Source organism: Myroides sp. A21, assembly GCF_000807225.1.
Classification (GTDB): Bacteria; Bacteroidota; Bacteroidia; order Flavobacteriales; family Flavobacteriaceae; genus Flavobacterium; species Flavobacterium odoratimimum.
The window spans coordinates 4096657-4119605 of the sequence record NZ_CP010327.1; the positions used below are offsets into that span (position 1 = coordinate 4096657).

The 22949-nt window shown below is 33.3% G+C and carries 25 protein-coding genes; 14 read left to right on the forward strand and 11 right to left on the reverse strand.

What is annotated here, in order from left to right; all coding sequences use genetic code 11:
• Positions 1-28: 28 nt before the first annotated feature.
• From MYRA21_RS18320 to MYRA21_RS18345, 6 genes are all read right to left on the reverse strand, one after another.
• Positions 29-1069, reverse strand: a complete 1041-nt coding sequence (locus MYRA21_RS18320; protein ID WP_039330265.1) for a hypothetical protein — start codon at positions 1067-1069, stop codon at positions 29-31.
• A 257-nt stretch (positions 1070-1326) separates the two neighbouring features.
• Positions 1327-1731 carry a DUF2262 domain-containing protein gene (locus MYRA21_RS18325; RefSeq protein WP_039330266.1) on the reverse strand — a complete coding sequence of 135 codons (405 nt, stop codon included), beginning with the start codon at positions 1729-1731 and terminating at the stop codon, positions 1327-1329.
• Positions 1732-1733: 2 nt separating this feature from the next.
• A complete protein-coding gene (locus MYRA21_RS18330; protein ID WP_039330268.1) occupies positions 1734-2366 on the reverse strand; it encodes a hypothetical protein in 633 nt (210 codons plus the stop codon).
• Positions 2367-2372: 6 nt separating this feature from the next.
• The gene (locus MYRA21_RS18335; RefSeq protein ID WP_039330270.1) at positions 2373-4049 is read right to left on the reverse strand and encodes a hypothetical protein; all 1677 of its coding nucleotides are present in this window, start codon (positions 4047-4049) and stop codon (positions 2373-2375) included.
• A gap of 71 nt (positions 4050-4120) precedes the next feature.
• Positions 4121-9184, reverse strand: coding sequence for a DUF4132 domain-containing protein (locus MYRA21_RS18340; protein ID WP_039330273.1), 5064 nt, complete (start codon positions 9182-9184; stop codon positions 4121-4123).
• Positions 9185-9194: 10 nt separating this feature from the next.
• Entirely contained in the window at positions 9195-9632 is a 438-nt protein-coding gene (locus tag MYRA21_RS18345) for a hypothetical protein (protein ID WP_039330525.1), read from the reverse strand.
• A 299-nt stretch (positions 9633-9931) separates the two neighbouring features.
• On the opposite strand from MYRA21_RS18345, the gene MYRA21_RS18350 reads away from it, so the two are divergent.
• Positions 9932-10234: a DUF6804 family protein gene (locus MYRA21_RS18350; protein ID WP_006258530.1), complete on the forward strand. Its 303-nt coding sequence runs from the start codon at positions 9932-9934 to the stop codon at positions 10232-10234.
• A 36-nt stretch (positions 10235-10270) separates the two neighbouring features.
• Here the strand turns inward: MYRA21_RS18350 and MYRA21_RS18355 are convergent, their stop codons facing one another.
• The 3 genes from MYRA21_RS18355 to MYRA21_RS18365 all read right to left on the reverse strand — a co-directional run bounded on the left by MYRA21_RS18355 (position 10271) and on the right by MYRA21_RS18365 (position 12420).
• Positions 10271-10855, reverse strand: a complete 585-nt coding sequence (locus MYRA21_RS18355) for a hypothetical protein (protein WP_039330275.1) — start codon at positions 10853-10855, stop codon at positions 10271-10273.
• A gap of 630 nt (positions 10856-11485) precedes the next feature.
• The gene (locus MYRA21_RS18360; RefSeq protein WP_006258532.1) at positions 11486-12100 is read right to left on the reverse strand and encodes a bifunctional 2-polyprenyl-6-hydroxyphenol methylase/3-demethylubiquinol 3-O-methyltransferase UbiG; all 615 of its coding nucleotides are present in this window, start codon (positions 12098-12100) and stop codon (positions 11486-11488) included.
• 2 nt (positions 12101-12102) lie between these two features.
• The gene (locus MYRA21_RS18365; protein WP_006258533.1) at positions 12103-12420 is read right to left on the reverse strand and encodes a rhodanese-like domain-containing protein; all 318 of its coding nucleotides are present in this window, start codon (positions 12418-12420) and stop codon (positions 12103-12105) included.
• Positions 12421-12711: 291 nt separating this feature from the next.
• Between MYRA21_RS18365 and MYRA21_RS18370 the strand changes: the two genes are divergently transcribed.
• The 13 genes from MYRA21_RS18370 (at position 12712) to rlmH (ending at position 21318) form a co-directional block, all read left to right on the forward strand.
• Positions 12712-13047, forward strand: coding sequence for a PadR family transcriptional regulator (locus tag MYRA21_RS18370; RefSeq protein ID WP_006258534.1), 336 nt, complete (start codon positions 12712-12714; stop codon positions 13045-13047).
• Positions 13048-13073: 26 nt separating this feature from the next.
• Positions 13074-13715, forward strand: a complete 642-nt coding sequence (locus tag MYRA21_RS18375) for a hypothetical protein (protein WP_006264221.1) — start codon at positions 13074-13076, stop codon at positions 13713-13715.
• 14 nt (positions 13716-13729) lie between these two features.
• Entirely contained in the window at positions 13730-14365 is a 636-nt protein-coding gene (locus tag MYRA21_RS18380; RefSeq protein ID WP_039330278.1) for a hypothetical protein, read from the forward strand.
• Positions 14366-14378: 13 nt separating this feature from the next.
• Positions 14379-15098, forward strand: coding sequence for a hypothetical protein (locus MYRA21_RS18385; RefSeq protein WP_006264223.1), 720 nt, complete (start codon positions 14379-14381; stop codon positions 15096-15098).
• A gap of 15 nt (positions 15099-15113) precedes the next feature.
• Positions 15114-15719, forward strand: a complete 606-nt coding sequence (locus MYRA21_RS18390; RefSeq protein WP_016648953.1) for a hypothetical protein — start codon at positions 15114-15116, stop codon at positions 15717-15719.
• A 6-nt stretch (positions 15720-15725) separates the two neighbouring features.
• A complete protein-coding gene (locus MYRA21_RS18395) occupies positions 15726-16361 on the forward strand; it encodes a hypothetical protein (RefSeq protein ID WP_006264225.1) in 636 nt (211 codons plus the stop codon).
• Between the two features lie 19 nt (positions 16362-16380).
• The gene (locus MYRA21_RS18400) at positions 16381-17028 is read left to right on the forward strand and encodes a hypothetical protein (RefSeq protein ID WP_016648952.1); all 648 of its coding nucleotides are present in this window, start codon (positions 16381-16383) and stop codon (positions 17026-17028) included.
• A 2-nt stretch (positions 17029-17030) separates the two neighbouring features.
• Positions 17031-17729: a hypothetical protein gene (locus MYRA21_RS18405; RefSeq protein WP_006265820.1), complete on the forward strand. Its 699-nt coding sequence runs from the start codon at positions 17031-17033 to the stop codon at positions 17727-17729.
• A gap of 6 nt (positions 17730-17735) precedes the next feature.
• The gene (locus tag MYRA21_RS18410; protein WP_006264230.1) at positions 17736-18398 is read left to right on the forward strand and encodes a hypothetical protein; all 663 of its coding nucleotides are present in this window, start codon (positions 17736-17738) and stop codon (positions 18396-18398) included.
• Positions 18398-19291, forward strand: coding sequence for a hypothetical protein (locus MYRA21_RS18415; RefSeq protein WP_006264231.1), 894 nt, complete (start codon positions 18398-18400; stop codon positions 19289-19291). The genes MYRA21_RS18410 and MYRA21_RS18415 overlap by 1 nt, the downstream gene beginning before the upstream one ends.
• A 10-nt stretch (positions 19292-19301) precedes the next feature.
• Positions 19302-19994, forward strand: coding sequence for a hypothetical protein (locus MYRA21_RS18420; protein ID WP_235280010.1), 693 nt, complete (start codon positions 19302-19304; stop codon positions 19992-19994).
• A gap of 8 nt (positions 19995-20002) precedes the next feature.
• Positions 20003-20704 (forward strand): hypothetical protein, encoded by a 702-nt coding sequence (locus MYRA21_RS18425; RefSeq protein WP_039330282.1) that lies wholly within the window; start codon positions 20003-20005, stop codon positions 20702-20704.
• Between the two features lie 140 nt (positions 20705-20844).
• Positions 20845-21318: a 23S rRNA (pseudouridine(1915)-N(3))-methyltransferase RlmH gene (rlmH, locus tag MYRA21_RS18430; protein ID WP_039330284.1), complete on the forward strand. Its 474-nt coding sequence runs from the start codon at positions 20845-20847 to the stop codon at positions 21316-21318.
• Between the two features lie 153 nt (positions 21319-21471).
• Here rlmH and MYRA21_RS18435 read toward each other — a convergent pair whose 3' ends face one another.
• Both MYRA21_RS18435 and folP read right to left on the reverse strand, forming a co-directional pair.
• A complete protein-coding gene (locus MYRA21_RS18435) occupies positions 21472-22080 on the reverse strand; it encodes a hypothetical protein (protein ID WP_006258547.1) in 609 nt (202 codons plus the stop codon).
• The gene (folP, locus tag MYRA21_RS18440; protein ID WP_039330286.1) at positions 22077-22901 is read right to left on the reverse strand and encodes a dihydropteroate synthase; all 825 of its coding nucleotides are present in this window, start codon (positions 22899-22901) and stop codon (positions 22077-22079) included. Before folP ends, MYRA21_RS18435 begins: the two co-directional genes overlap by 4 nt.
• Positions 22902-22949 lie beyond the last annotated feature (48 nt).

Genomic DNA, 22949 nt, shown 5'->3' on the forward strand with positions numbered 1-22949 from the left:
AGTTTTTATCCAGTTGTTAGAGCAGGTGCTAATTCTTATAAATATCTATTGAGAAGAACTGTTGTACTTTATCATATACATCTTGGTCTAGTGCCACCTCTTTTAAGAAAAGTACATATTCAAAGTCCATCAATTGACGTTTGACAGGCATAGAAAGTATGTGTACTACTAGCTCATCTGCGATATACTTTTGTTGTTCTTTATTAGCAGAGTGATAGACCTCTTTTACTAAGAAATTATAATAGGTCTTACCTTCTATTTTCTTGTTTACAAAGTGTTCGAAGGTCTTATAAACAATATTCTTAATCACCTCTTCCCACACTGATTTAACTTGTACATTATTAATGGTCAATGCCAACCAATGTATATACTCATCATAGAACAAATCAATCTTCTTACTATACGTTCTAATGCGATTCTGAAAGTCTGTCATGGTTTCGATCACAGTCGAAAAGATATCCAATGTGATTGGTTTATTAATACTGACAGTTACATATTGATTCACAGGCTCTAAAGCAATATTCATCAAGTCCATCAGCTTCTTCACATTCGCCCCTTCTAATGTTTTTCGACGTCCCGCAACCGACTTTATCGTCTGTTCCATAATCTCTCTTACCTGATCTGTGGTGTATTGTGTTTCATCAGTCGAAAAAGTAAGTAAAAAGAGCTGTTCTAAAGGTTTATTCTTTTTAAAGACTTCTGACAGCCATCCTGTGATAGCTTCCTTATCTACACGAAGCATTACTTCTTCTGTCTCAGTTAGCTTTTTCTTTTTAGTCTTCACTCCTGTAGTAGTGGATTTCTTTTTCGTTCCTCCCTTACTATCTTCCATAGCTAGCAATACCGCTGCTTTATGGAGGCAAAGTGTTTCTCCATTCGGACAATCACAAGTAAGCGCAGTAATCTTAGCAGCCTGAATAAACAACTGTACATCATAGCTCTGTTCTCCATCATCTACAAAAGCTACATAGTGCCCCTTACTCTCTTGTTCTAGCTCACGAACAGGCAATTGCATTGCTCTATTTTTATCTTTTGTAGTTATTGATTTGATTACTTCTGCTACTTTCATAATACTTTTATTGTCAGAAGACAAAGTAACATATTTATCTCCACTATAACACTATTTCAAAGATCGTTTTGAGTATATACTCCTTTTCTACTCATCAGCAAATCTAGTATACTTCTATTCATCTTATTTTAATTGTGATTATAATGACCTCAGTTGAACTTATATACTCACTTATGGTCGTATAAAGTAGGACACTACGATATAAAAAAGGCTTGAGAATTAATTCTCAAGCCTTACATATCTAATTTAATACTTACTTATCCATTCATCGCTACATGAGATTCAAACTCTCCATCAACCATCTCAATAGATAAAATATGATCTCCGAAATATGCTCCGCCTTCATAATTAAACTCTACTTCACCATCTCCAGTAAAATATAACGACAACAGTCCTAACTCATCTCTAAACTGCTCTTCAGACAATCCTTCGTTCTTTTCACTATACACATCATACAGCTCATCTACAATAATATCTTTTCCTTCAGCATTGTATTTCTCTAACTGAACTACTACCTTATTGACATCTTTTAGAATCTCTTCTAACTCATCATCGTCATTATAAATAGAAAGATTAATTACTTCTTCTCCTAAAGTATAATCCATCTCTAATGTTTCTTCATCATATTCTGATATTTTAAAATCTTGTGCTGTTAATATCATATCTATTGTTTGTTTAATGCTTTATCTACTATACTAATCAATTCCTGTGGAGTCATAAACGTATTCATGAATGCTTCTAAACTTCCTTCATTAGTCACTTCACTAAAGAAAACCTCGTGATCAGTACCAAATAATGTAGGATTCTCTTGATTAGGATCGTCTATACAAATATAATAATGATCAGGAAAACCATAACTATAGAATAGCTGTATCATGCTTGGATATTTTGTACCTACTACTCTCTCTATCTCGCTTAGATTAACAAAATCCTCATCCATAAAATCTGTATTCCACTCTTCATAATCATCAGTTCCTTCCTTATAGGGTGTAAAAGGAGTTGCTGTCCAAAACACCTGCCCTCTCCCTTCTTCTGTATGTACATAGTAATGAGCTATCATCTTATCCATAAATGCCTGTCTATCTGACTGAATCAACTCTTGATGCTCATCTATATACTCTCCTAAACCATAGATAGGCTCTTGATCCTCTTCATCTGCCCAAGGTGTATCCTCTGGCTTCGGATATAATACCGTATAAAAAGTGATGGACATGATATCCTCTGCTAATGACTTCCCTTTTACTTGACTAATATCTCCTCCTAGAACTTGTATTCTATCTAAAATTGTTTGTTTCATTACTATCTACTTTTGTTTTTTCTCGACAAGTGTCTTGATTTTTTTATTCAAACTTCCATCTGTATACCTATACTTCATCAATTTCTGTACTATATCTTTCGCAGAGAATTTCTCTACAATATACTTAGCCAATCTTTCATCAGTATATATAGGATAAACAGGAATTTGTCCAATGCTCATAACCTTGTCTAAGTACAATGCAGCATTAAACTTACACATCTGTTCACCATAAGCCCACATTACATCTTGAGGAATATCTCGGCTCAGTACTTCTAGCATTTTCTTATAATTATGCTCTGTTTCCAGAATAGCAAAATACAACATAGAGGCTGATTTTGCATGATGAAAGTTATTTCTTAAACTACTTAAAACTTTAGTTCTAAATTTCTTAACCTCTTCTGGATCCTCTAAATACTTAATTACATAACTATAATCTTCAAGGTCATAGGTCTCAAAGAAAAGTTGCTTTTTTATATTTGCTAAACCTCTTTTATCCCCATTATTCTCATAAATCTCTTCTAGTATCTCTAGATAAGGTTCGTTATACTCTGTCTGAATATTACTCTCTATTATTTTTAAACAATACTCCTCTACTAGTTTAAGATCTATATCCATTAACCCTTTTAATAATAGCAAATTGTATTCATTCTGAAACCTAACTGGTTTAAACAATTTATAACAATCTTTTAAAACTTGTTGTTCAACAGCTATTATCAAAAAGAACAAATACATCTCTATCTCAACAACATAATTATTATCTTGATAATGCTTCATTATTTTCACTACCTCATCCCCAAAAAGAGAAGTATATCTCTCATCTTTACTTTCGTATAGTTCTATAACTAAAGCTGAAACTAGACTGTAGTGTAAACTATTCTTAGGCTCATACAGTTGTTTCAATAAGTTTACTATCGTATTCTTGACAACATCTTGATCTTTGACATTTAATAATGCTAATACGTATCTTTCAACAAACTTATTCATATAGGTATCAACTCGTTTGCTAGTATAATTCACACTATACTTTAACGTAAATAGAGAAGACATTATCTTTAAATAAAGTTCTAAAGCAATAGGTTTTGTAATATTAACTACGATATATTTATCCACTGGCTCTAATGCAAGTGAAACCAAATCTACCAGCTTCTTAATATCTTTAGCATCAGCATTCTTTCTTTTTCCAAAAACAGAAGTATAAATATCTTTCAATATTTTATCAACGATATCAACACTATATTCGGCACTATCTTGTTTTTTAAAAGTTAATATAAACTCCTGCTCTACCTCCTTATTTTTCTTAAACAATTCAGTCAGCCATGTATACACCTCCTCTTGATTAACATCTTGAAGTAATGCTACACTTTCGCTTATTTTCTTTTTACTCAAAGCTTTTTTCACAACGGGTTTCGTAGCAATTTTCTTCCCTTTTAAGGCATCATTTATTGCCATCAGTAGCTTAGTCTGGTGTGAACACATGACTATATTGTCAATCTCACATTCACAACTTCTACTGACTACAGTACGGCCATCTATTACGATTTGTACATCATAGCTACTTTCTTCGTCATCTACATAAGCTACCCAATGTCCTTTACTCTCTTCCTCTACTTCTCTTAGAGATAGCCTTTCTGTTTTCCTTAATGTCGATTTTTCTACTAATTTTAATATCTGTCCTATTGTCATTACCTTCTTTTTTCTATTGTCAAATATACTTACTCTCCACTAAAGAACTATATCATATATATAAAGATTTTCTACTCTATCTGCCTTAAGATACCCGTATCTCTAATACTCCCATCCCTAGCTAAAATTAAAGCCTTAGACACAATCTCTGTGGTCTTAGGGTCATCATCTACAAAGGGTAGGAACAACTTCCCTCTATCCTGTGTATGTACAGGCTCGATATAGAGATGCGTACCAGATATCAAGTGAATCACACCACTACCGACATGTAAGCTATAGATTCCCTTAGTCCCTGTGATCACAAGGTGGCGTTCTTTGTACTCGATATTTGTTAACTTCAATAATCGTGCTGTTTCTCTCACAACAGCCATACGCATCTGTACCGTAGACAGACTTGTCTCTGGATCTACTCCTCCTACATAAGCGACACTTACCACCAAGTCAAGGTCTCTCATCACCTCACTGAAGACAATAGGATTAACCTCTGTTAGGGCAATCACGTCATCTGAAGAAGCTTTAGTGAACAAGACATGCTCTAAGCTAACATAGTCACCATACTCTGCATTACTACCTCCTAAATAGTCAATATAAACCTCAACTCGAATATCCTCCTCAAAATACAGTTTGCTGTAATTCGCATAGTATTCATACTGCCAGTTTCTTGTCTTAAACAGTCCTAAAGTCTGTTTGTCTTTGACCTGATATCCCGTATAGCGATTAGAGCTACCGATATTTGTTTCCTCTGCTTCGTTGTGTAAATACAACTCTCTAAACACTTGTTTAAAGGGTTGTTCTATCTGTTTGTCAAACAAATAAGCTTGTATATTGACCCATTGTCCACTTTGATATAAACCATAACAGTGTACTATCACGAACTCTTCCTCTCCTTGTACATCCATTACCACGCCATCTATAGTGGTAAATACTCCCTCTACAAACAAACCGTAAACCTCACCACATTTAAAAACCAACTTAGCCAAATGGTGCTTAATAATCGGATGCAGTAACAACTTCTGCATCTCTGCATAAGAGAACGCATCTTGTCTAAGCATTGCCTGCTCTAAATTCAGACGAGAGCGACTATACTGTTCTTTCAGTGCCTTCTGACGTTCTACTAGATCTATGATTTGCTCATTTTTCTTTAGTTTAGCAGGTATCGCTTTTAAGGGCTTATCCCCTTTACTCTTCACTGTCAACTCTACTTTTCCTTCATCAGATACAGTCAAAGAGAATGTATACTCATCCAATACCAATTCCTTATAGTTCTCTAGAATAGACTGCACTTGTACACTCTCCATAGACCATTGAAAACGCACTGCATCAGTATACCCTGCCGCTCTAGCGATGTTCTGCATCGCTACATTATATATCTTTAAGTCATTCACTTGGCGCATAGCTCCATACTTCTTAGAACCTTTCTTAAACTGTTCTAATAACTCATATCGATCCATCAAATCTCCTTCTCTATCTGTCTCAGATAAGGGGAATAACCCACATGCACGTACATAGTTTCTATCGCGTTTAGAGATAACCCTCGTTTTCAAGTCTTTCATAGAGACTTTACCTAACAGCACATCTGCATATAGCTTCACACGAGTATGCCCCTCTACTGCCATAAACTTAGTTGAATCATAAAGCATCTGCCAACGCTCTTCTCCTAGTACGTGATAAAAACTAAAGAACCAATCTATATCTACTACACCTCCTTCAAACTCCTCTAACGCTATAGCAGAGTAGCGTTGTATCTGTTTTTGTATCTTGTTTCTCTCCTCTTCTTGTTCGTTATCCAGCAGATGAGCGAACAGCCACCATATCGCTGACTCTAATCCTTGCCAGTCTAAGTAAGTCGTGATGTACTTTATCCACTGCGGACATGCTACAGCCACTTCGATCCATTGTGCTGCACTGAAGTTTATCTCTGCTACTTGAGCATTAAACATCTCTTGAGTATCAGCACTTAGAGGTGTTGTTCTACGAATAAGTTTACTATAGATTTGTCCTAATTCCTTAATCGTGATTTGCATCTCTGCATAATAGTAAATACCTTCTTTAGATATCCCTGTATGCTTGATTTTATGCAATAACCCAAAGAAATACTGCATTCCTTCTATCTCCTGAAAGTCAAAAGCAATATCAAATACTTTAGTCGTAGGGTTATCCCTATCCATAACCTGTTGTAAATAATACGCTTTAAACTCAACTAAGACTTGCTGTACTTTATCGGTTATAAATCGCTTTGTCAAAGGAGATAACATTGAACTGAAATAAGACTTTCTATTATCTATGTTAACTAGATACTGTATAAACTCGTCTCGCGTGATTTCATTCTTTTCATAGGCAAAAGCCATCAATTCAAAAGGTAACAGATAATAACTATCATCTACTTTATTACAATTCAATTGACGCCAACGCAATAGTCTGAAATATGCTAAACACTGCTCTTCTGTTAAATCCTCTATAGGTATAAACTCAGCATACCAAGATAAATCTGTATAATCTACCCATGTATAGCTATACTCCTCTCCATAAACAGAAGTGCGTATCTCTAAATCTAATACTTCTTGAGTAATACTGTTGTATATTGCTTTTAGACCATCTAAGCAATAGGTCGTTTTTTCTTTAAATGGATATTGATAGGTTAAACAAGAAAAGACTGTTCCCATCGCATACCAATAGTTATCATATTTAGCTGAGAGTTTATTATAGAAATAAGGCAACTTCCCATCTAATAATGGTTTTATCAATTCAGGAACGTCTGTTTCTGAAGTAGCACAATGCAATAGGAATAAGTCTAATGCATCCAACTTACTATCCATAAACCACTGATTCCATACTTCATACAGTGGGTAATCTTGGAAGTGTTGTTCCGCTGTCCATTCATCATCACCTGAATAACCATGCATCTTCGTGAAATGTGTTCCTAAGAGTACCTTCTCTGCTTTTCCATAATTAAAATGTTCATATTCATACGTAGCATATTGTTTCATCAGGTGCTCTAGACTATCTAACTCTCGTACTACCTCTTCCCATTTCTTAGAAAGTCCCCAATTATGTGCAATGCGCTGGCTAAATAAAGTATTCTCTTCCACTGAAGGCAATACGACAGCACTCACCACAGTAGCATCGTATAATGCCATATCTGTATCTTGTCCTTCTTTTCCTTGACGCCCAAAGTCACGCAAGAGTACTAAGTATTCTTCTTCCTCTTTAGCATACTGAATACCTAGCTCATCTAACTGTGCAAGCCAAATACCTAGTTGATGGTGTATTTCATCTCTCTGAGCTAGTACCACTAACCCTTCCATTGCTGTTAAACGTTGATTTACATCCTCACTTAATATTAATTGTTCTAACAGTCTATCCTTAAAATCATCTTGTCTAGATATTAATAGGCGGATAAAGTGCTGTTGTGTCTTTTTAAACTTCCCTTTAAAGTATGCTACTATCTCTTCTTCATCTCTACTTGATAAGGTCGCTATTGTTAAGAATCGCATACAACCAAAAGCTATTGTCTCTTTGCGCTCTTTCAAATAAGCGAAAGCTAACTCATTTTGCACCTCATAGGTAGGTTGTATCTCTCCTTTAAAACTATATCCATACCCCTGAAGTCCATATTCTTTACCTCCAAACAACAATACGTTTAATAACTCTTCTTTAAAATCAACAGTAAAGGTATTTCGCTTGTCTATAAACAGCCTCGCCTTCTCTGATGACTCCTCTGTCAAATACAACAGTGAAGTCAATAACTCTTCTTTATTTAATTCAAAGCTTCTGTAATAATCTGGTATTACACTACTCTTCAAGATAAGTGTCTTTCCACTTTTATATTGTTCATATAAGTCATAAAACACTTGGTATATGTCTTCATAGTTTTCTTGTTGGATAAAATACCTCGAAGCTCTACTCCCTTCCAAATATTGGTTTATTCTATTTAGAAGCATAGCGATAAACTCTTGATCTCTACTTTCTAATATTTTATTAAATAGGACAGACTCTACCGTATATTCATTAAAGTTTGGTAAGAACTCTAATATTACAAGCTGAAACTTGCGCTCTACTTCCTCAAATGCACTCTCAACAAAGCCAAACGCCATCTCTCTGTGTATCCATAGATAACAGTGCATCAATGCGTAAAACTCTTTTTCATTAAACGTAGATAATTCTTTCTCGTCAAAATAGTCATAGTGATTTATAGCATAGAGCATCAACTCACATAGTCGCTTTACATTATCTTGTTTGTCATCCTCTACATGACTTCTAAAGTGGTATGCTAATTCTGTACGCACTGCTTCATAACGCACTAAATTATGAGAGAGAATAACTTCTAAAAAATACTTTAAGTTAGCTACTTGTACGTGTGATAATAGCCTCGTAATATCTTGTCTAATCCCCTCCTCACGTCCTGCATCTACTAGAATATCTTTTACCTTCTCCCAATATATTGATTGCTTTGAAGCCATTAGCATCAATAAAAAAGAAGGTGTCCATCGTCCATGTTCATTATCCCCATCACAGATAGTATCGACTACCTCGATTAACTGCTCTTCTCCACTATCTAAAGCTACTGCCCATACATAAGGAAGATAATTAGGTAGCGAGAGGTGCATACTATACTCTACCTGCTTATGAAGTGGTAACTCTATGCTATAGGAATCATAGTTATGATTATCATAGAACGATATACCATATAACAGTCCTGAAATAACATTACACTGTTTTAAGAATGTATGTTCTGCATTGTGCCACGTCGCTTCTTTTATATCATATTGTCCTCCTAAGATATATTCATCCACTCGATCTAATAATTTCTGTACCCAAGGCGCTAGCTTCTCTCCAAAAAAGTATACCAATAAAGCGTAATACTCCGCTTCTCTCCACATCCCAACAGAATTATTTGCTAACATCTCTACAAAAGTCTCATCATAACGCGTAAATACCTTAGGGCTATAAATAGAATCTTCTGGATCATTGCTATTGCCTGTAAAGTGTAGTCCTAACATAGCGATATGTGGCTCTAATTTCACACCTACGTACTCTTCGTTATACACCATCGCATAAAGCTCCTCATGCATCTCTGCGTAAGTACGGTTCTCTACTTGATAATCTCTTAGTATAGTTACAATATTATTATTCATTGGGATCTGTTTAAAAACTAGCTTTTAAAAAATTAAGGGGAATAAATACAAAGGCATCTGCATCATTCAACACAATGGCCTCTTCTAATGACAGCAACTCTCGCTCTCCATAAAACAGTAAGAATAACTGATCCTCATACGCCTGTATCACACGCTGTACCTCTTCTGCTATATCGATATCTCTGTACTTCTCGGGAGAAGTAAAACGGAGTTTACTAGTGAATAGAATATGATCTAAAGCTTCTTGTGTAATGGTTAACTGCTCTATGGTATTGCGCTGTTTGAACTTCTGTATATGTTGTTCTACCTGCTGTGTCACTACAGCTCCAAGGAACTCTCTTACCGTGACTTCAGCTGTGGATACTACTATCGCTATCGTCAGTCCCTCTACCTCAGCACTTAATCTATTCAATTGTTTGATCTGTATATTCACTTGCTTTACAGTCATAATCTCTTTCTTTTTCAAAGAGGAAAGATAAGACTTTTAACAAAAAGGTAAGTAGCTATAACTGGCTATATTCTATAGCAAATCATACATCTTAACACCTCAATAATACTTACACAGCGTTCTTCAACTTGCCGTTATCGGCAAAAAAACCATCTAAACAGATAAATTATTTTAAAAACTTGCCGATAGTTATAAAAGATAAATACGAATAACCTATTCTCTAGAAATAGTAATTAGCGACATCGCATTTAATCTAGTTATTTCGTATCTTAATACTCTATTTCACACCTGTCATACTCATGGAAAAAGCTATCAAAATCACTATTGCAGTTTTACTCTTAATGTGTCTTTTAAAGTTGCCTTATGGGTTCTATCAATTCGTTCGCTTTGTGGCCTGTATAGGATTTAGTTACTTTGCATACAAATCTTATTATAGAGAAGAAAAAACGGAGATGTTTATCTATATCGTACTAGTGCTACTGTTTCAGCCTTTTTTAAAAGTCGCTCTTGGTCGTAGTATTTGGAATATAGTGGATGTCATAGTTGCTATTGGTCTATTTATCAATATCCCTAACAGCAATAAAAAAATAAACCGCGAATAGAATTAATCCATCCGCGGTTATAAATTATTTTAATGACTAAAACTCATATACATCTAACTTCTGCTCTTGATCGAAGACTACCTCAGCGTGCCCACTCGGTGCATCATACTTCGCTTTCTCTACTACAGAAGGATTAGAAGGATATGTACCATTAGCATATACTAGTGATTTCCATTCTCCATCTGATTTTACAGTTAAGACTTTCCAATCATTCTCTACAGTAGGTTCTACAAAAATAGCTCCTTGCATCACTGTAAACTTCGTGATTAACTTATAATCAGACCCAAGCAACAAAGTAGTACACCCACCTGATCCACAGAAATAAGTACCTGTAAGACTTACAAAGATTTCTTTCTTCCCATCTCCATTTAGATCAATAGTATACAGCTTAAACTGACGGTCTGTATCTGTCATCACCTTCAAGTCTGCTTCTGTCAGAAACTCATTCTTTAAAAAGTTACTTACTCCTAATACAATATCTGATCCTACAGCATCAGCTTTAGGCTCCTGAAATTCTATTACCTCTTCTAAAGGTTCTATAGCCTCTACTTTCTTCTCTTTCTTACAAGAGACAAATGCTATTCCAACTAATAATACTGCAACAATACTTATTCTTCTCATCTTATTTTATTCTTTTTAATAGTATACAAAGGTGGCTAATTAATTCAATTATAAAGTCTTTTTAACAACAATTTGATGTTCTTTTCTACAAAAAAACAGTGTTACTTTTTTACTATTTCAATAATTATTCAATTGATAAAGTTATTATTTTAAACTTCTACTCAACTTTTTTTCTCTAAAAACAGTAATTATCCGTTTTTTGAGCACAAAAATAAAAAAAAACAACCTCTTTTTTTTATTCCTAAAAAACAACAACACACTTAATAACAGCGTGTTACTAAAAAAACTAGTCTATACATTAAAATACAATCATGCTATAACCCTAGTAAAATAGGGGCTTCAATGCAAATCCTTCGACAATACATGGACAATAACCCAAGAATGGTGGAGCTAAGGCAAGCTTTGTCCAACAATGCTCCTTTTATACTCCATGTATTCTCCTTTGATGAAAGACTCATACTTCATAATCATTAGATCATCATACTATTGCTATTTTGCTGATTAGAGATTGAAAAAACACTTTTCATTTTTCGTTTACCTCTGTATCACCCTATCTATATTCACTATCCTGTTGCAACAAAAAAAGCCTTGAAACTAGTGCTTCAAGGCTTATATATATTCTTTTATGTCTTATTTCTTCTTCGCTATCCCTCTGATTACTTTTGCTATTCCTCTGTGATATAGACCTTCTGACAGCTCTATATCTACCTCTTCTAGATTGATAAATTCGAAATCGCAGAAATCCTCTTTTAATTCTTCTACGCTATACAGCATCGTAGGGTTACTAGGTCCTCCTACATCGGGATTCTCTTTTTGTTTATAGATATGCTCTTTAGCAAAGGCTTCTAGTATCAATGTTCCACCTGCTTTGACATAACTTCCTAACTGTCTGTGATAGGCCCTCCTTACACTCTCTGGAAAATGAGCATAAATCAACGCTATTGCATCCACTGATGCTAATTCGTAAGATAACGATTCAACATCACTGACAAGATAGTCAATCTCTACATGGTGTTGTTTAGCTAATTGAAGTGCTTTATTCCTAGCTTCTATACTTTGATCAAAGGCTTTTACACTCCATCCTTTTTGCGCTGCATATACCGCATTTCTCCCCTCTCCCTCAGCTGCCATTAATATAACCTCCTTGTCACGACTAGACTTGAGTACTTCTTCTAGATAGGCATTAGGCGCTATCCCATAAGCATATTCTTGTTCTTTATATCGCTCATTCCAAAACTCTTTCATGCTTATCTTCCTTTTACATTAGCGACTTTAGTCCACGTTCCACCATTTATCACTTGTGTATATCCTTTCTGCTCTAGCATACGCTTCGCCTGACCACTGCGCATTCCACTTCTACAGAATACGACAATCTTGCTTTCTTTAGGTAATTTATGCAACTGTGATTCTAATGTATCTAATGGGATATTCAGAGCGCCTGGTACAGAACCACTTTTAAACTCTCCCACTGTACGTACATCTACCAGCATAGCTCCTTCCTGAATATAAGCGAATAGTAACTCTGCCTTATCTAATCCTAATAACTTATTTATAAAACCAAACATAGTCCATTGTTGTTTAAAAGAGTAAAGGTATGACTTCCCTTGTAGGTTAACTGTAACTTAGGTTACTGTACTCAAAGAAGCCTTTTATTTAACATTCCTGCAGCCTTCCACCTCAAAAAGGCAATTCTCTGACAGTCTCAACCATTAACACTTTACACCTATTTTACGCTAATTACTTACACTAAACAAACATTTATACATCAAAACATGAAAAGTATCTAAAAAGCATATACCTAAGATTTGGAGGTATCAGATATTTTTATACTTTTGCTATACATAAGAATCTTAAGTATGAAAAAGCAACAACAACTTTATAAAGGAAGTCTCAATGCCATCATCATGAAACTACTCGATCAGAATGGGAGAATGTATGGGTATGAAATCACGCAAAAGGTAAAGGAAGTAACCGAAGGAGAAATGAGCTTGACAGAAGGTGCTCTCTATCCTGCCCTTCACAAGCTAGAAGCTGATGGATACTTAGATGTAGAACTAGAGCGTGTAGATGGACGAGTACGTAAGTACTATAAGCTCACAGAATCTGGAGTAAAAGAAACTACTTCTAAAATGGAAGAGCTAGAAAGCTTTATCCGCAATATGCAGAACATTGTCAATCTAAAATTGACATAATTGGCAACCACCAAAGACAAAACACAATGAAAAAACTTACTATAAACCAACAACAACTAATTATCGCTGAGATAGCAAGATATAATGTGCGCTATGCCAATCTTAAAGAAGAATTGACAGACCATATCTTCTGTGAAATAGAAGAGCTATATCATACAGGATACGAGTTTGAACAAGCTTTTATACAAGTATTTGATAAATGGCATCCTATGCTGACTCCTAGAAAAGACTTTAAGTATAGACATGTCCCTTCTTTTATCTCTAATACGTGGTATCGCAGAGATGATAACAGATGGAGAATAGCAGGTGTTATCACTTCTCTATTTGCTGTAATAAACCTATTCATTCTAAAATTGGATAATATTACATACACTACTAGCTTTTTTACAATTAGTTTGATAGGTCTTGTATTATCTGTTTTTCTACTTATTAAGAATAGAAAGAGACAGCACTATAGAGCTTCTTATTTGATTCTAAAAGCGATGGTATCTGGAGGAATACTACTAGTATCCACTTTTTTATTAAGAATAAAAATTGAGTCTTTTAGGGTTAATGACTTTCATGTAGAGAATTTTAACTTACTCTCATTAATTGTTCTATACCACTGTATCAATATTATACTGTTATCTATGGAGAATAGTAAACAACAACGTACACAGATTGTTTAAAAAAAGAAAATGCTATGAAAACAGTAAGTAACCTAGAAATAAAACAAATAGAATGTGAGATAAATGAATATAATATTCAATATGAAGACATTATAGCAGAAGTAACAGATCATATTATATGCGAAATAGAATATGAAATGAATCAACATAACCTTGATTTTGATAATGCATTCATATTAGTATTTAATAAATGGCGACCTATGCTAAGGCCTAATCTAAGTTCTAAATACAATGATATTCCTTCTTTTATCTCTAATTCGTGGACAGAAAAAGAGAGTGCTAGATGGAAAATAGCTGGAACCTTGACTGTGTTATTTGGTGTATTCTACTTCGGTATCTCATATTGGACTAGGTATGATTTACTTCTATTTGCTGTGGTGCTATTAGGAATTACTGTCTTGTTATCTTTTAATATGTTTAGATTCTTAAAAAAGACACAGAATTATAGAAGCTTTTATTTAAAAACCTTATCTAAAAAACAAAGTATAAATGTCTTAGTATTTATGGGGCTAACTATATATGAGTTATCTAGATACATTAGAAAACCTAACACCGACTTTGCTACTCTGATAATAGGATTAATAGCGATCTATACGTTCACAAATACAGTATTGATCTACAGAGAAAGCTTGAAGCTGATAAAAGACTAAAAAAGAAAATGCTATGAAAACACTACAACCACTAGAACTAGATAAAATTAGACAAGAACTAATCAACCACAAGATTGAATACATAGAGGTAATAGAAGAACTGACAGACCATATCGCTAATGGTATTGAGCAACAATGGAGTGAATCTAATACTCAAATAACTTTTGAAGAGGCTTTAACTATAGAGATTAATAAATTCGGGATTAAAGGATTAAGCAAAGTACAAACTCAGATGAATAAAGCTCAAATATATGAGTACTTGCGTATCATCGGTTTAGGTATAAAAGAGTACTTTGTAACTTATAAAGTGTTCTATCTACTAGCTATTTTTATTGGTTCGCTTCTACTGTTTAATATTTCAAGTAAATGGTATTTTATAGACAGAATATTTAATGTTGGTTATTTAGCTACGATTGTAACTTTTAATCTAGTTATCATGATAGAAAGTGATAGTAGTTGTAAATTACCTTATCTAGGAAATACAAAAAGATATATTTCTAATGCGTACTATTTACTAGTAAAGCAGCTAACCTATTTCTCTTTAATACCTATGATAATTCTTTGTTTTAGTAAAACTTTTCAACAGTTTATCTATTCAAACAGCGCTTTTATCTGGGTACCTAAAAGTATTCTATTTACACTCTTGTTGATTATCCCTTTCATCATTCTCAATAAACTGAGACCTATGATACTTAAAAAAAAGAATGAACTATCGCAATCTAAAGTGATCTAATTAATTGTCTATACCATGAAAACACTATCTACTAACCAAATAAAAGAAATAGAAGAGTTCTTAATCACTCAATACAATATCAAGTATCAAGATACTCGTGATGAGGTACTAGATCACATTGCTTGTGAGATAGAAGAACTGATGAATGAGGATTTTGGCTATGAGATTGCTTTTAAAAAGACATTTAATAAATGGCATAATGACTTAAAACCACACCCGTTTATAAGATACAATAATGTACCTTCTTATTTAGGTCGTCAATGGGTAAAAAGAGATGTGTTCAATATCATCCTAGCCATGCTAATAGGTATAGGAGTACCCTATATCTTTAAAAATATAATAGAAGATTATCATTTAGCGAATACAATAGGAATATTTATATCCTTGACTAGTATAATGACAGCATTATTTATAACTATTAAGTACTATGGAGTCAAAGGGTATAGAATAAGTCAACTAAAAAAAGATATATTGGGTTATAGTGGTATTTCTTTATTCTATCTTGTGTTTTTTTGGGGAGGTTTTACGTATAAATTGATTCCTCTACTATTCATTATATCCTTATATCAACTATATTACATATTAGAAATAAGCAAGTTAAACATTCGAACTATTAACTAGGTACTTATGACAACACTATCTACTAACCAAATAACACAGATAGAAGATACTCTAATCTCTAAATACAATATCAAGTATCAAGATACTCGTTATGAGGTACTAGATCATATTGCCTGTGAGATAGAAGAACTGATGAATGAAGGATATGAACATAGAGAGGCATACAATATTGTATTTAATAAATGGCATTCAAAACTACTACTAGAGCATTTTGGAGTCTATAAAGGTATCCCAAAGTTTATATCTCGTCCAATAGTTAAGCTTGTAACACAGCCTAATTGGACTGTATATCTCTTAACTTTCTTTGTATCAATTGGACTTACTGTTTTTTTTAGCATACAGAAAATAAGTGCTGTTACAGCTTTTGTGTCAATACTCACAATTACAATAACAGTAGCTACAATCTCTCTATACAACACTAAAAGACTAAAGGGGTACTACTTAGATATATACAAACGATTATTGGTTATGGAGATCAGTGTAAGTGTTCTATTATTTGTTCTAATGACCTTTTTAGATAACTTACTACAATTAAATTATAGTAGTATAGATTCTGTTGTTATGTATCACTTTACAATTACTTGGTATCATATCTATTTATTCAGAAACTTGATAAAAAAAGGTCAAGTAAGCACCTCTTAACTATTAACTCAACACTATTATGACAACACTTACTACTGACCAAATAAAACATATAGAAGAGACCTTAATCACTCAATACAATATCAAGTATCAAGATACTCGTGATGAAGTATTGGATCATATTGCCTGTGAGATAGAAGAGCTGATGAATGAAGGTGCTTATTTTCACGAAGCTAGTAAAATAACAATAGCTAAATGGAATAGTCAACTAAAGCCTTCTAATTGGGTGATCAACAAAACGCCTAGATTTATAGTCAGTCCATTAATTGTAAAAGATATGCAGAGTATTGGGCTACTATTTGTTTTGGCTGTATTCACTACTTCTATAATCCATGTCTTTATCAAAGATCAATTATTCATCTTAGGCCTAGCTTTAGCTATCACAGCTTTTCCTATGTTAATAATGGGGTACCTCAAGTATAAAAAGAATCGTTACGCGAACTTTAAACTGGATTACTACACCGAACATATCAAAGGTGTTGCTTGGTTTAGTTTATTTGTTTTAGATGGCATGGTAGCTTTATATTACAGTTTCACGAGTACTTTTTCGATAGTTTACTTAAACCTAATATTCTTACTACTAGCTATATTCTTATCGAGTATAGCCATGTATTTGACCTTAAAACACAACCAAGAATACAACAGTGTTTCATCTAAAATATTGTAATTATGAAAACACTTACTATTGATCAAATAAAAGAGATAAAAGATTTTATCATCAGTAAAGATGTGAAGTATTACGAAATAATAGAAGAACTTACTGATCATCTAGCTTCTTCTATAGAAGAGAAATGGTCTGAAGGTAACAATAATAACTTAGAATATCTTTTAGCTAAAGAATATGAAAACTTTGGTTCTTATAAATTCTTATCTATTCAAGAAAGTAGAGAGAAACAAAAGTTCAGAGAATATAAACATATGTTTTTTAAATCTTTAAAAGAGTTTTTCACATTTCCTTTAATAGTTACAGTTATAGCTATAATATTACTAATTGCCGCATTACTTCATTGGATAGGTCAAGAATTTAAATTCTTAACAATGATATTTATAATGAGCCCAGTTATTGTATTCTTTTATAGCTATGCAAAAGATTTAGTGTTACGCAAAAAAGTAAAGACAAAACTACTATTAGACAGAACTTATTCATCTGTTATGAGTTTTTCGTTACTCTCGAATACAATCTTCTTTAATATCATTATGCAGGGTAAAAGGCTCTTTAACCTACCTACTACTTATGACTCTATAGGGGATTGTTTATTAATGGCTTCGGGTATTACCTTAACTATACTTAGTATCTATGTAGGTCTTAATATCATCAAACCAACCTACCAAAATGAAAGAGATAGAATATTAAAAACTATTAACTAGGCACTTATGAAAACACTATCTACTGGCCAAATAAAACATATAGAAGAGACCTTAATCACTCAATACAATATCAAGTATCAAGATACTCGTGATGAAGTATTGGATCATATTGCCTGTGAAATAGAAGAATTGATGAATGAAGGGTATGAATATGAAGATGCTTTTAGACAGACTTTTATAAACTGGAAGGATTTATTAAAAACAGATCCTTATCATTTCTATAAAAACACACCCTACTTTATCTCTAAAAACTGGATTGAAAAAGATAGTAGAATAAAGAACAACTCTATCTTATTGGGGATAATTATTGCTGTTTGTCAAATGACAGTTCTAGTGTTTTCAGATAGTTTATACTTTATAGTTTCAATGTTATTAGCTCTAGTTTCATTGAATATAGTATTTATACTTAGACACTATATCAAAACGATAGTAAGTGAACACGCTGTTTATCTAAAGAAGAGAATTAAGAAGATAACTTCTTATAATGCATTAATAGTAGTGCTATTCATAAGTATCCTACTCTTTCAACATTTACTTAAAAAAGGAGATTTGCTAGGCTTCACTCAAAGTTTTATAATTGGAAGGGCTTTATTTATTCCTTTTTCATTAACCTGGACACTACTTACTTATAAATCTTACAAACAACAACTAAGCAAAACTGAAGTGTGATGAAAAAAACAATTAACCTTATAATCCTATTATTATTCACTGGTATATCTTACTGTCAAGTATCAGAAGATATAAATAAGATACTGGTAGATGTATTATACAAAGACCAACACTATAGAACTCTGTATGATAAAGAACAAAATAGCATTGCTAAAAATGAGTTAAACTCTACTATCTACTCTTATGATAAGGAGAACCAAGAGATAGTACTTCCTATAATAGAAAGATTAATTAATGGAGAAGATTTAAAATTAGATGAGGCTAGTTGGCATACTTGTTTCTTAGTATTACAACACGCTGATTTAGAAACTCAATTAAAGTACAAAGACTTTGTTCTACATTACTATAAAGCAGGTAAAATAAAGAACTACGAATATCTTATATTTATAGATAGGATAAATGTAAACACTAATAGATCACAGACTTTCGGTAGTCAAGTAATAGAACTCCCTAATGACAAATTATTAGTATATCCATATGCTTCTTATGATACTAGAGCGAAGGCTTTTAACAGTATAGACATGAATATTCTTAATTTCTCAATGATTAATGGCTCTATGAGATACAGCACTAATCTAAACAAAAAGAAAAAAGAAGATATGGGTCAGCAATATCCTATTGTAGCACTTAAAGAAAATGACTTTGTTTTTTTAGGAGCAGTTATAGATAAACAAGATAACAAAGGTGTGGCTGGCATACAGATTCTAAATAACAATACAATAGTCACTACTACTGATAATACAGGTTATTTTCAATTTATAGTCAACAAGAATGAAGTTCCGAAAACTATTCGTTTTAAATACAATAACCTAGAATACACATATGAAACTGATACTCCTATAGAAGGGACTGATTTCAGATTAATAGTGAAAGCTACTGAAGCCTTTAAATAAGCGTAAAATCATGATGAAAACACTTACTACTGACCAAATACAAGCTCTACACACTTTTGTAAAGAAGCACTATGTAGAATACTATGATATCGAACTGGAGCTAGTCGATCACTTAGCCAATGGAATAGAGTCTCAATGGAGAGAGGATGGCTCACTTACTTTTGAAACAGCGTTAGACAGAGAGTTTAAGAAGTTTGGGGTGTTTGGGTTTAGTACAATCATTGAGAAAAAGGAGAATACTCTATCGCATTTTTATCTTGGCATTATTCTAAAAGAAGTTCTGCGCTTCCTGCATTGGCCTAAATTACTCTTAACGAGTGCGCTCTTTTATATCATATATACATCACTTAATTATCTATCAACGATATTTGAGAATAGAGATATAATCTCTGTGATTATATGGAGTCTAATGCCTCTAGTTTTCATTTATTATATCATAGAGGCGACTCTAGTTAAAAAACTTCATAAAGCAACTCAAAAGAAGTGGTTTATGGATAGAATAAGATTATCCGTAATAGCATTTCCTTTATCTGCTCTATACATCACGTATTATTTTGCAAGATTTATAGCTGATAAGTCTATTGTGTTATCAAGTGTACTTATCTTATTCGTAGGACTCTGGATATACATTACATACAATGTTATATCTCCTAAGCTCAAACTAGAAAAAGAAGCTACTATAAAGAAGTTTAACACCCTATAACTACTATTATGAAAACTCTAACTACTGACCAAATACAAGCTCTACACACTTTCGTAAAGAAGCACTATGTAGAATATTATGATATCGAACTGGAGCTAGTCGATCACTTAGCTAATGGAATAGAGTCTCAATGGAGAGAGGATGGTTCACTTCCTTTTGAAACAGCACTAGACAGAGAGTTTAAGAAGTTTGGGGTATTGGGGTTTAGTGACGTAGTGGACTCTAAAATAATAATGACAATGAATAGTTACTTAAAACAGATGTATAAGGTCTTATTAAGTTTCTTCACTATTCCTAAAATAATTGTTTCACTAGCTATATTTTTATTGAGTTTCGCTATTGGTTTAACTCTGCCTAATTACTATTTAGAGATATTTATAATTACCTCTTTTATACTTCTTTTAGGCTTTATCGGTATGGGGATCAGATGGCAGATAGAACTCAAAAAGATCAATAAAGAAAGCAATAAGAAGTGGTATTTGACTAGAGTGGCTACTATGGCTCTCGGAGGCCCTATAATACTATTTATAGCTCCTTCTTTTAATCTGATTAATCTCTTACAAAACTATATTTCATCGATTAGCTTTCTCATTCTAACCTCCTTTTTGATAACCTTATTAATACTGTGGGTTTATATCTCTCTTTTTGTATTTATACCCTTTATGCGCAAAGAGATACACCATTCTATTCAACGACACCAACTAACTTAAACACATCTTATTATGATCGCATTAATCACTAAAATTGCGTTGTACATCTGCAACCTAGTATTACATTGGCTATAAATACACCTTAGACAGTGTGCTATTTTCTATAAAAAAACTACTTTTGCAAAAAATAAATCAGACAGATGAATATCAAATTACTTGCAATAGGAAAGACAGACAGTAAACCATTACAAACGTTAATGGATGAATATATGAAGAGATTGTCTTTTTATGTAAAGTTTGACCTAGAGGTAATTCCTGATATCAAGAATGCGAAGAATATGTCTGAAGATCAGCAGAAACAAAAAGAAGGGGAACTAATCTTATCTAAGATAGGCCCTACTGATCAGCTAATCTTACTAGATGATAAAGGAAAGGAGTTTACGAGCATCGGCTTCGCTGATGAGCTACAAAAGAAGATGAACTCTGGTATCAAGACCTTAGTATTCGTTATCGGAGGGCCTTATGGTTTCTCAGAGGACGTGTATAAAAATGCAAAAGGGAAAATATCACTTTCTAGAATGACATTTTCCCATCAGATGATTCGTTTATTTATTATCGAACAGACTTATAGAGGATTCACTATCCTGCGCAATGAACCTTATCATCACGAATAGGTTTTTAGTTAACGGTGAACGGTGAACAGTTTACAGTAATCAGTGAACAGTTTACGGTTAACATTTTCAGTTAATCGGTTTACAGTGGACAGTTTCACAAAAAAACGGTTTCACGGTTTCACAAACTAACGATTTCACAGTTTCACGATTCGACTAATAAATTAAATCTGTCTTTAAAAACTGGTCTACTACTTCTTTTTCTACAAAGAAAATACGAGTCTGTAAATAAGTTTCGTATGTTACGTCTTTATTCACTCCTAGTTGTAGACTATCTTTATCTTTTATAGCCTCTATTAATTGGTCTTTAGTTACTGACTTACCTTCTACTAAGAAGTTATTAGCATCTTTTAGATATACTACTTTATCTAGAGAAGTAGGTCCTACGAAACCAAAGTCTAAGTCTTTAATTGGAAAAAGAGAAAGATGCTTGTGTAGTGTATCAGCATAACTTAGATATACTCCCTTCTCATCTCTATGCATATTGTCTTCTGCATATTTGTGATCTTTAATTCTCTTTATCTCTTGTAATACTTCTTTAGCATTCAAATCGCGTTGAACAGAAACAATATAGTTCGTACCAGCAATTCTGTTGGCATCATTTAAATTAAAGCTCTTCCCTTCTTCTCCTGTTTCAAAGTAAATAGGTGAATGATCGTCTATTCCTTCTTCAACAATAAAAGAAGCTCTACTTAATTGCATTTCTTTCTTATTACAGCTCACTAATAATAGTAAAGCAGGTATTAATAGTAGCACTTTTTTCATATACTCAATTGTTTTATTATTTCTCTTGTTTGTACAGCCTCTTTCACATCGTGAACTCTTAAGATATGAGCTCCTTTTTGTAAAGCCACTGTATTTAATACTGTCGTTCCATTTAATGCCTCTTGAGGAGTAATATCAAATAACTTATAGATCATAGACTTCCTAGATATACCTACTAAAATAGGCAATTCAAAAGAAGATAACAACTCCATTTTACTCATCAGCTCATAATTTTGTTCTAATGTTTTAGCAAAGCCAAAGCCTGGGTCTAGTATGATATCATTAATCTTATATTCTCTTGCTTTTGCTACTCGTTCTGAGAAGTATATTTTCACTTCTTTTACTAAGTCATTATATGTAGTCATCGTCTGCATCGTCTGAGGAGTTCCTCTCATGTGCATCATAATATAAGGTACTTGTAACTCCCCTACAGTGAGCAACATCTGCTCGTCTAAATGCCCTGCGGCAATATCATTTATAATAGAAGCTCCAGCAGCTATTGTAGCTCTAGCAACACCTGCTCTAAAGGTATCTATAGAAAGGTGCATAGTCGGGAACTCTTTTTGAAGTAACTTTACAATAGGTACGATACGTTCTATCTCTTCTTCTTCACTGACATACTCTGCACTAGGTTTACTAGAATACGCTCCTACATCGATAAAGTCAGCCCCTTGCATTATCATCTGCTCTGCATGGTTTAAAAAAGCTAGATCAGACTTATACTTTCCTCCATCAAAAAAAGAATTAGGAGTGATATTTAATATTCCCATTATTTTTGGAGAACTTAAATCAATCAATTCTCCTTTACAATTTATTGTCATTGTGTGTAATGCGTTACTTTTTTATGTAGTTTTATATAATTAAAAACA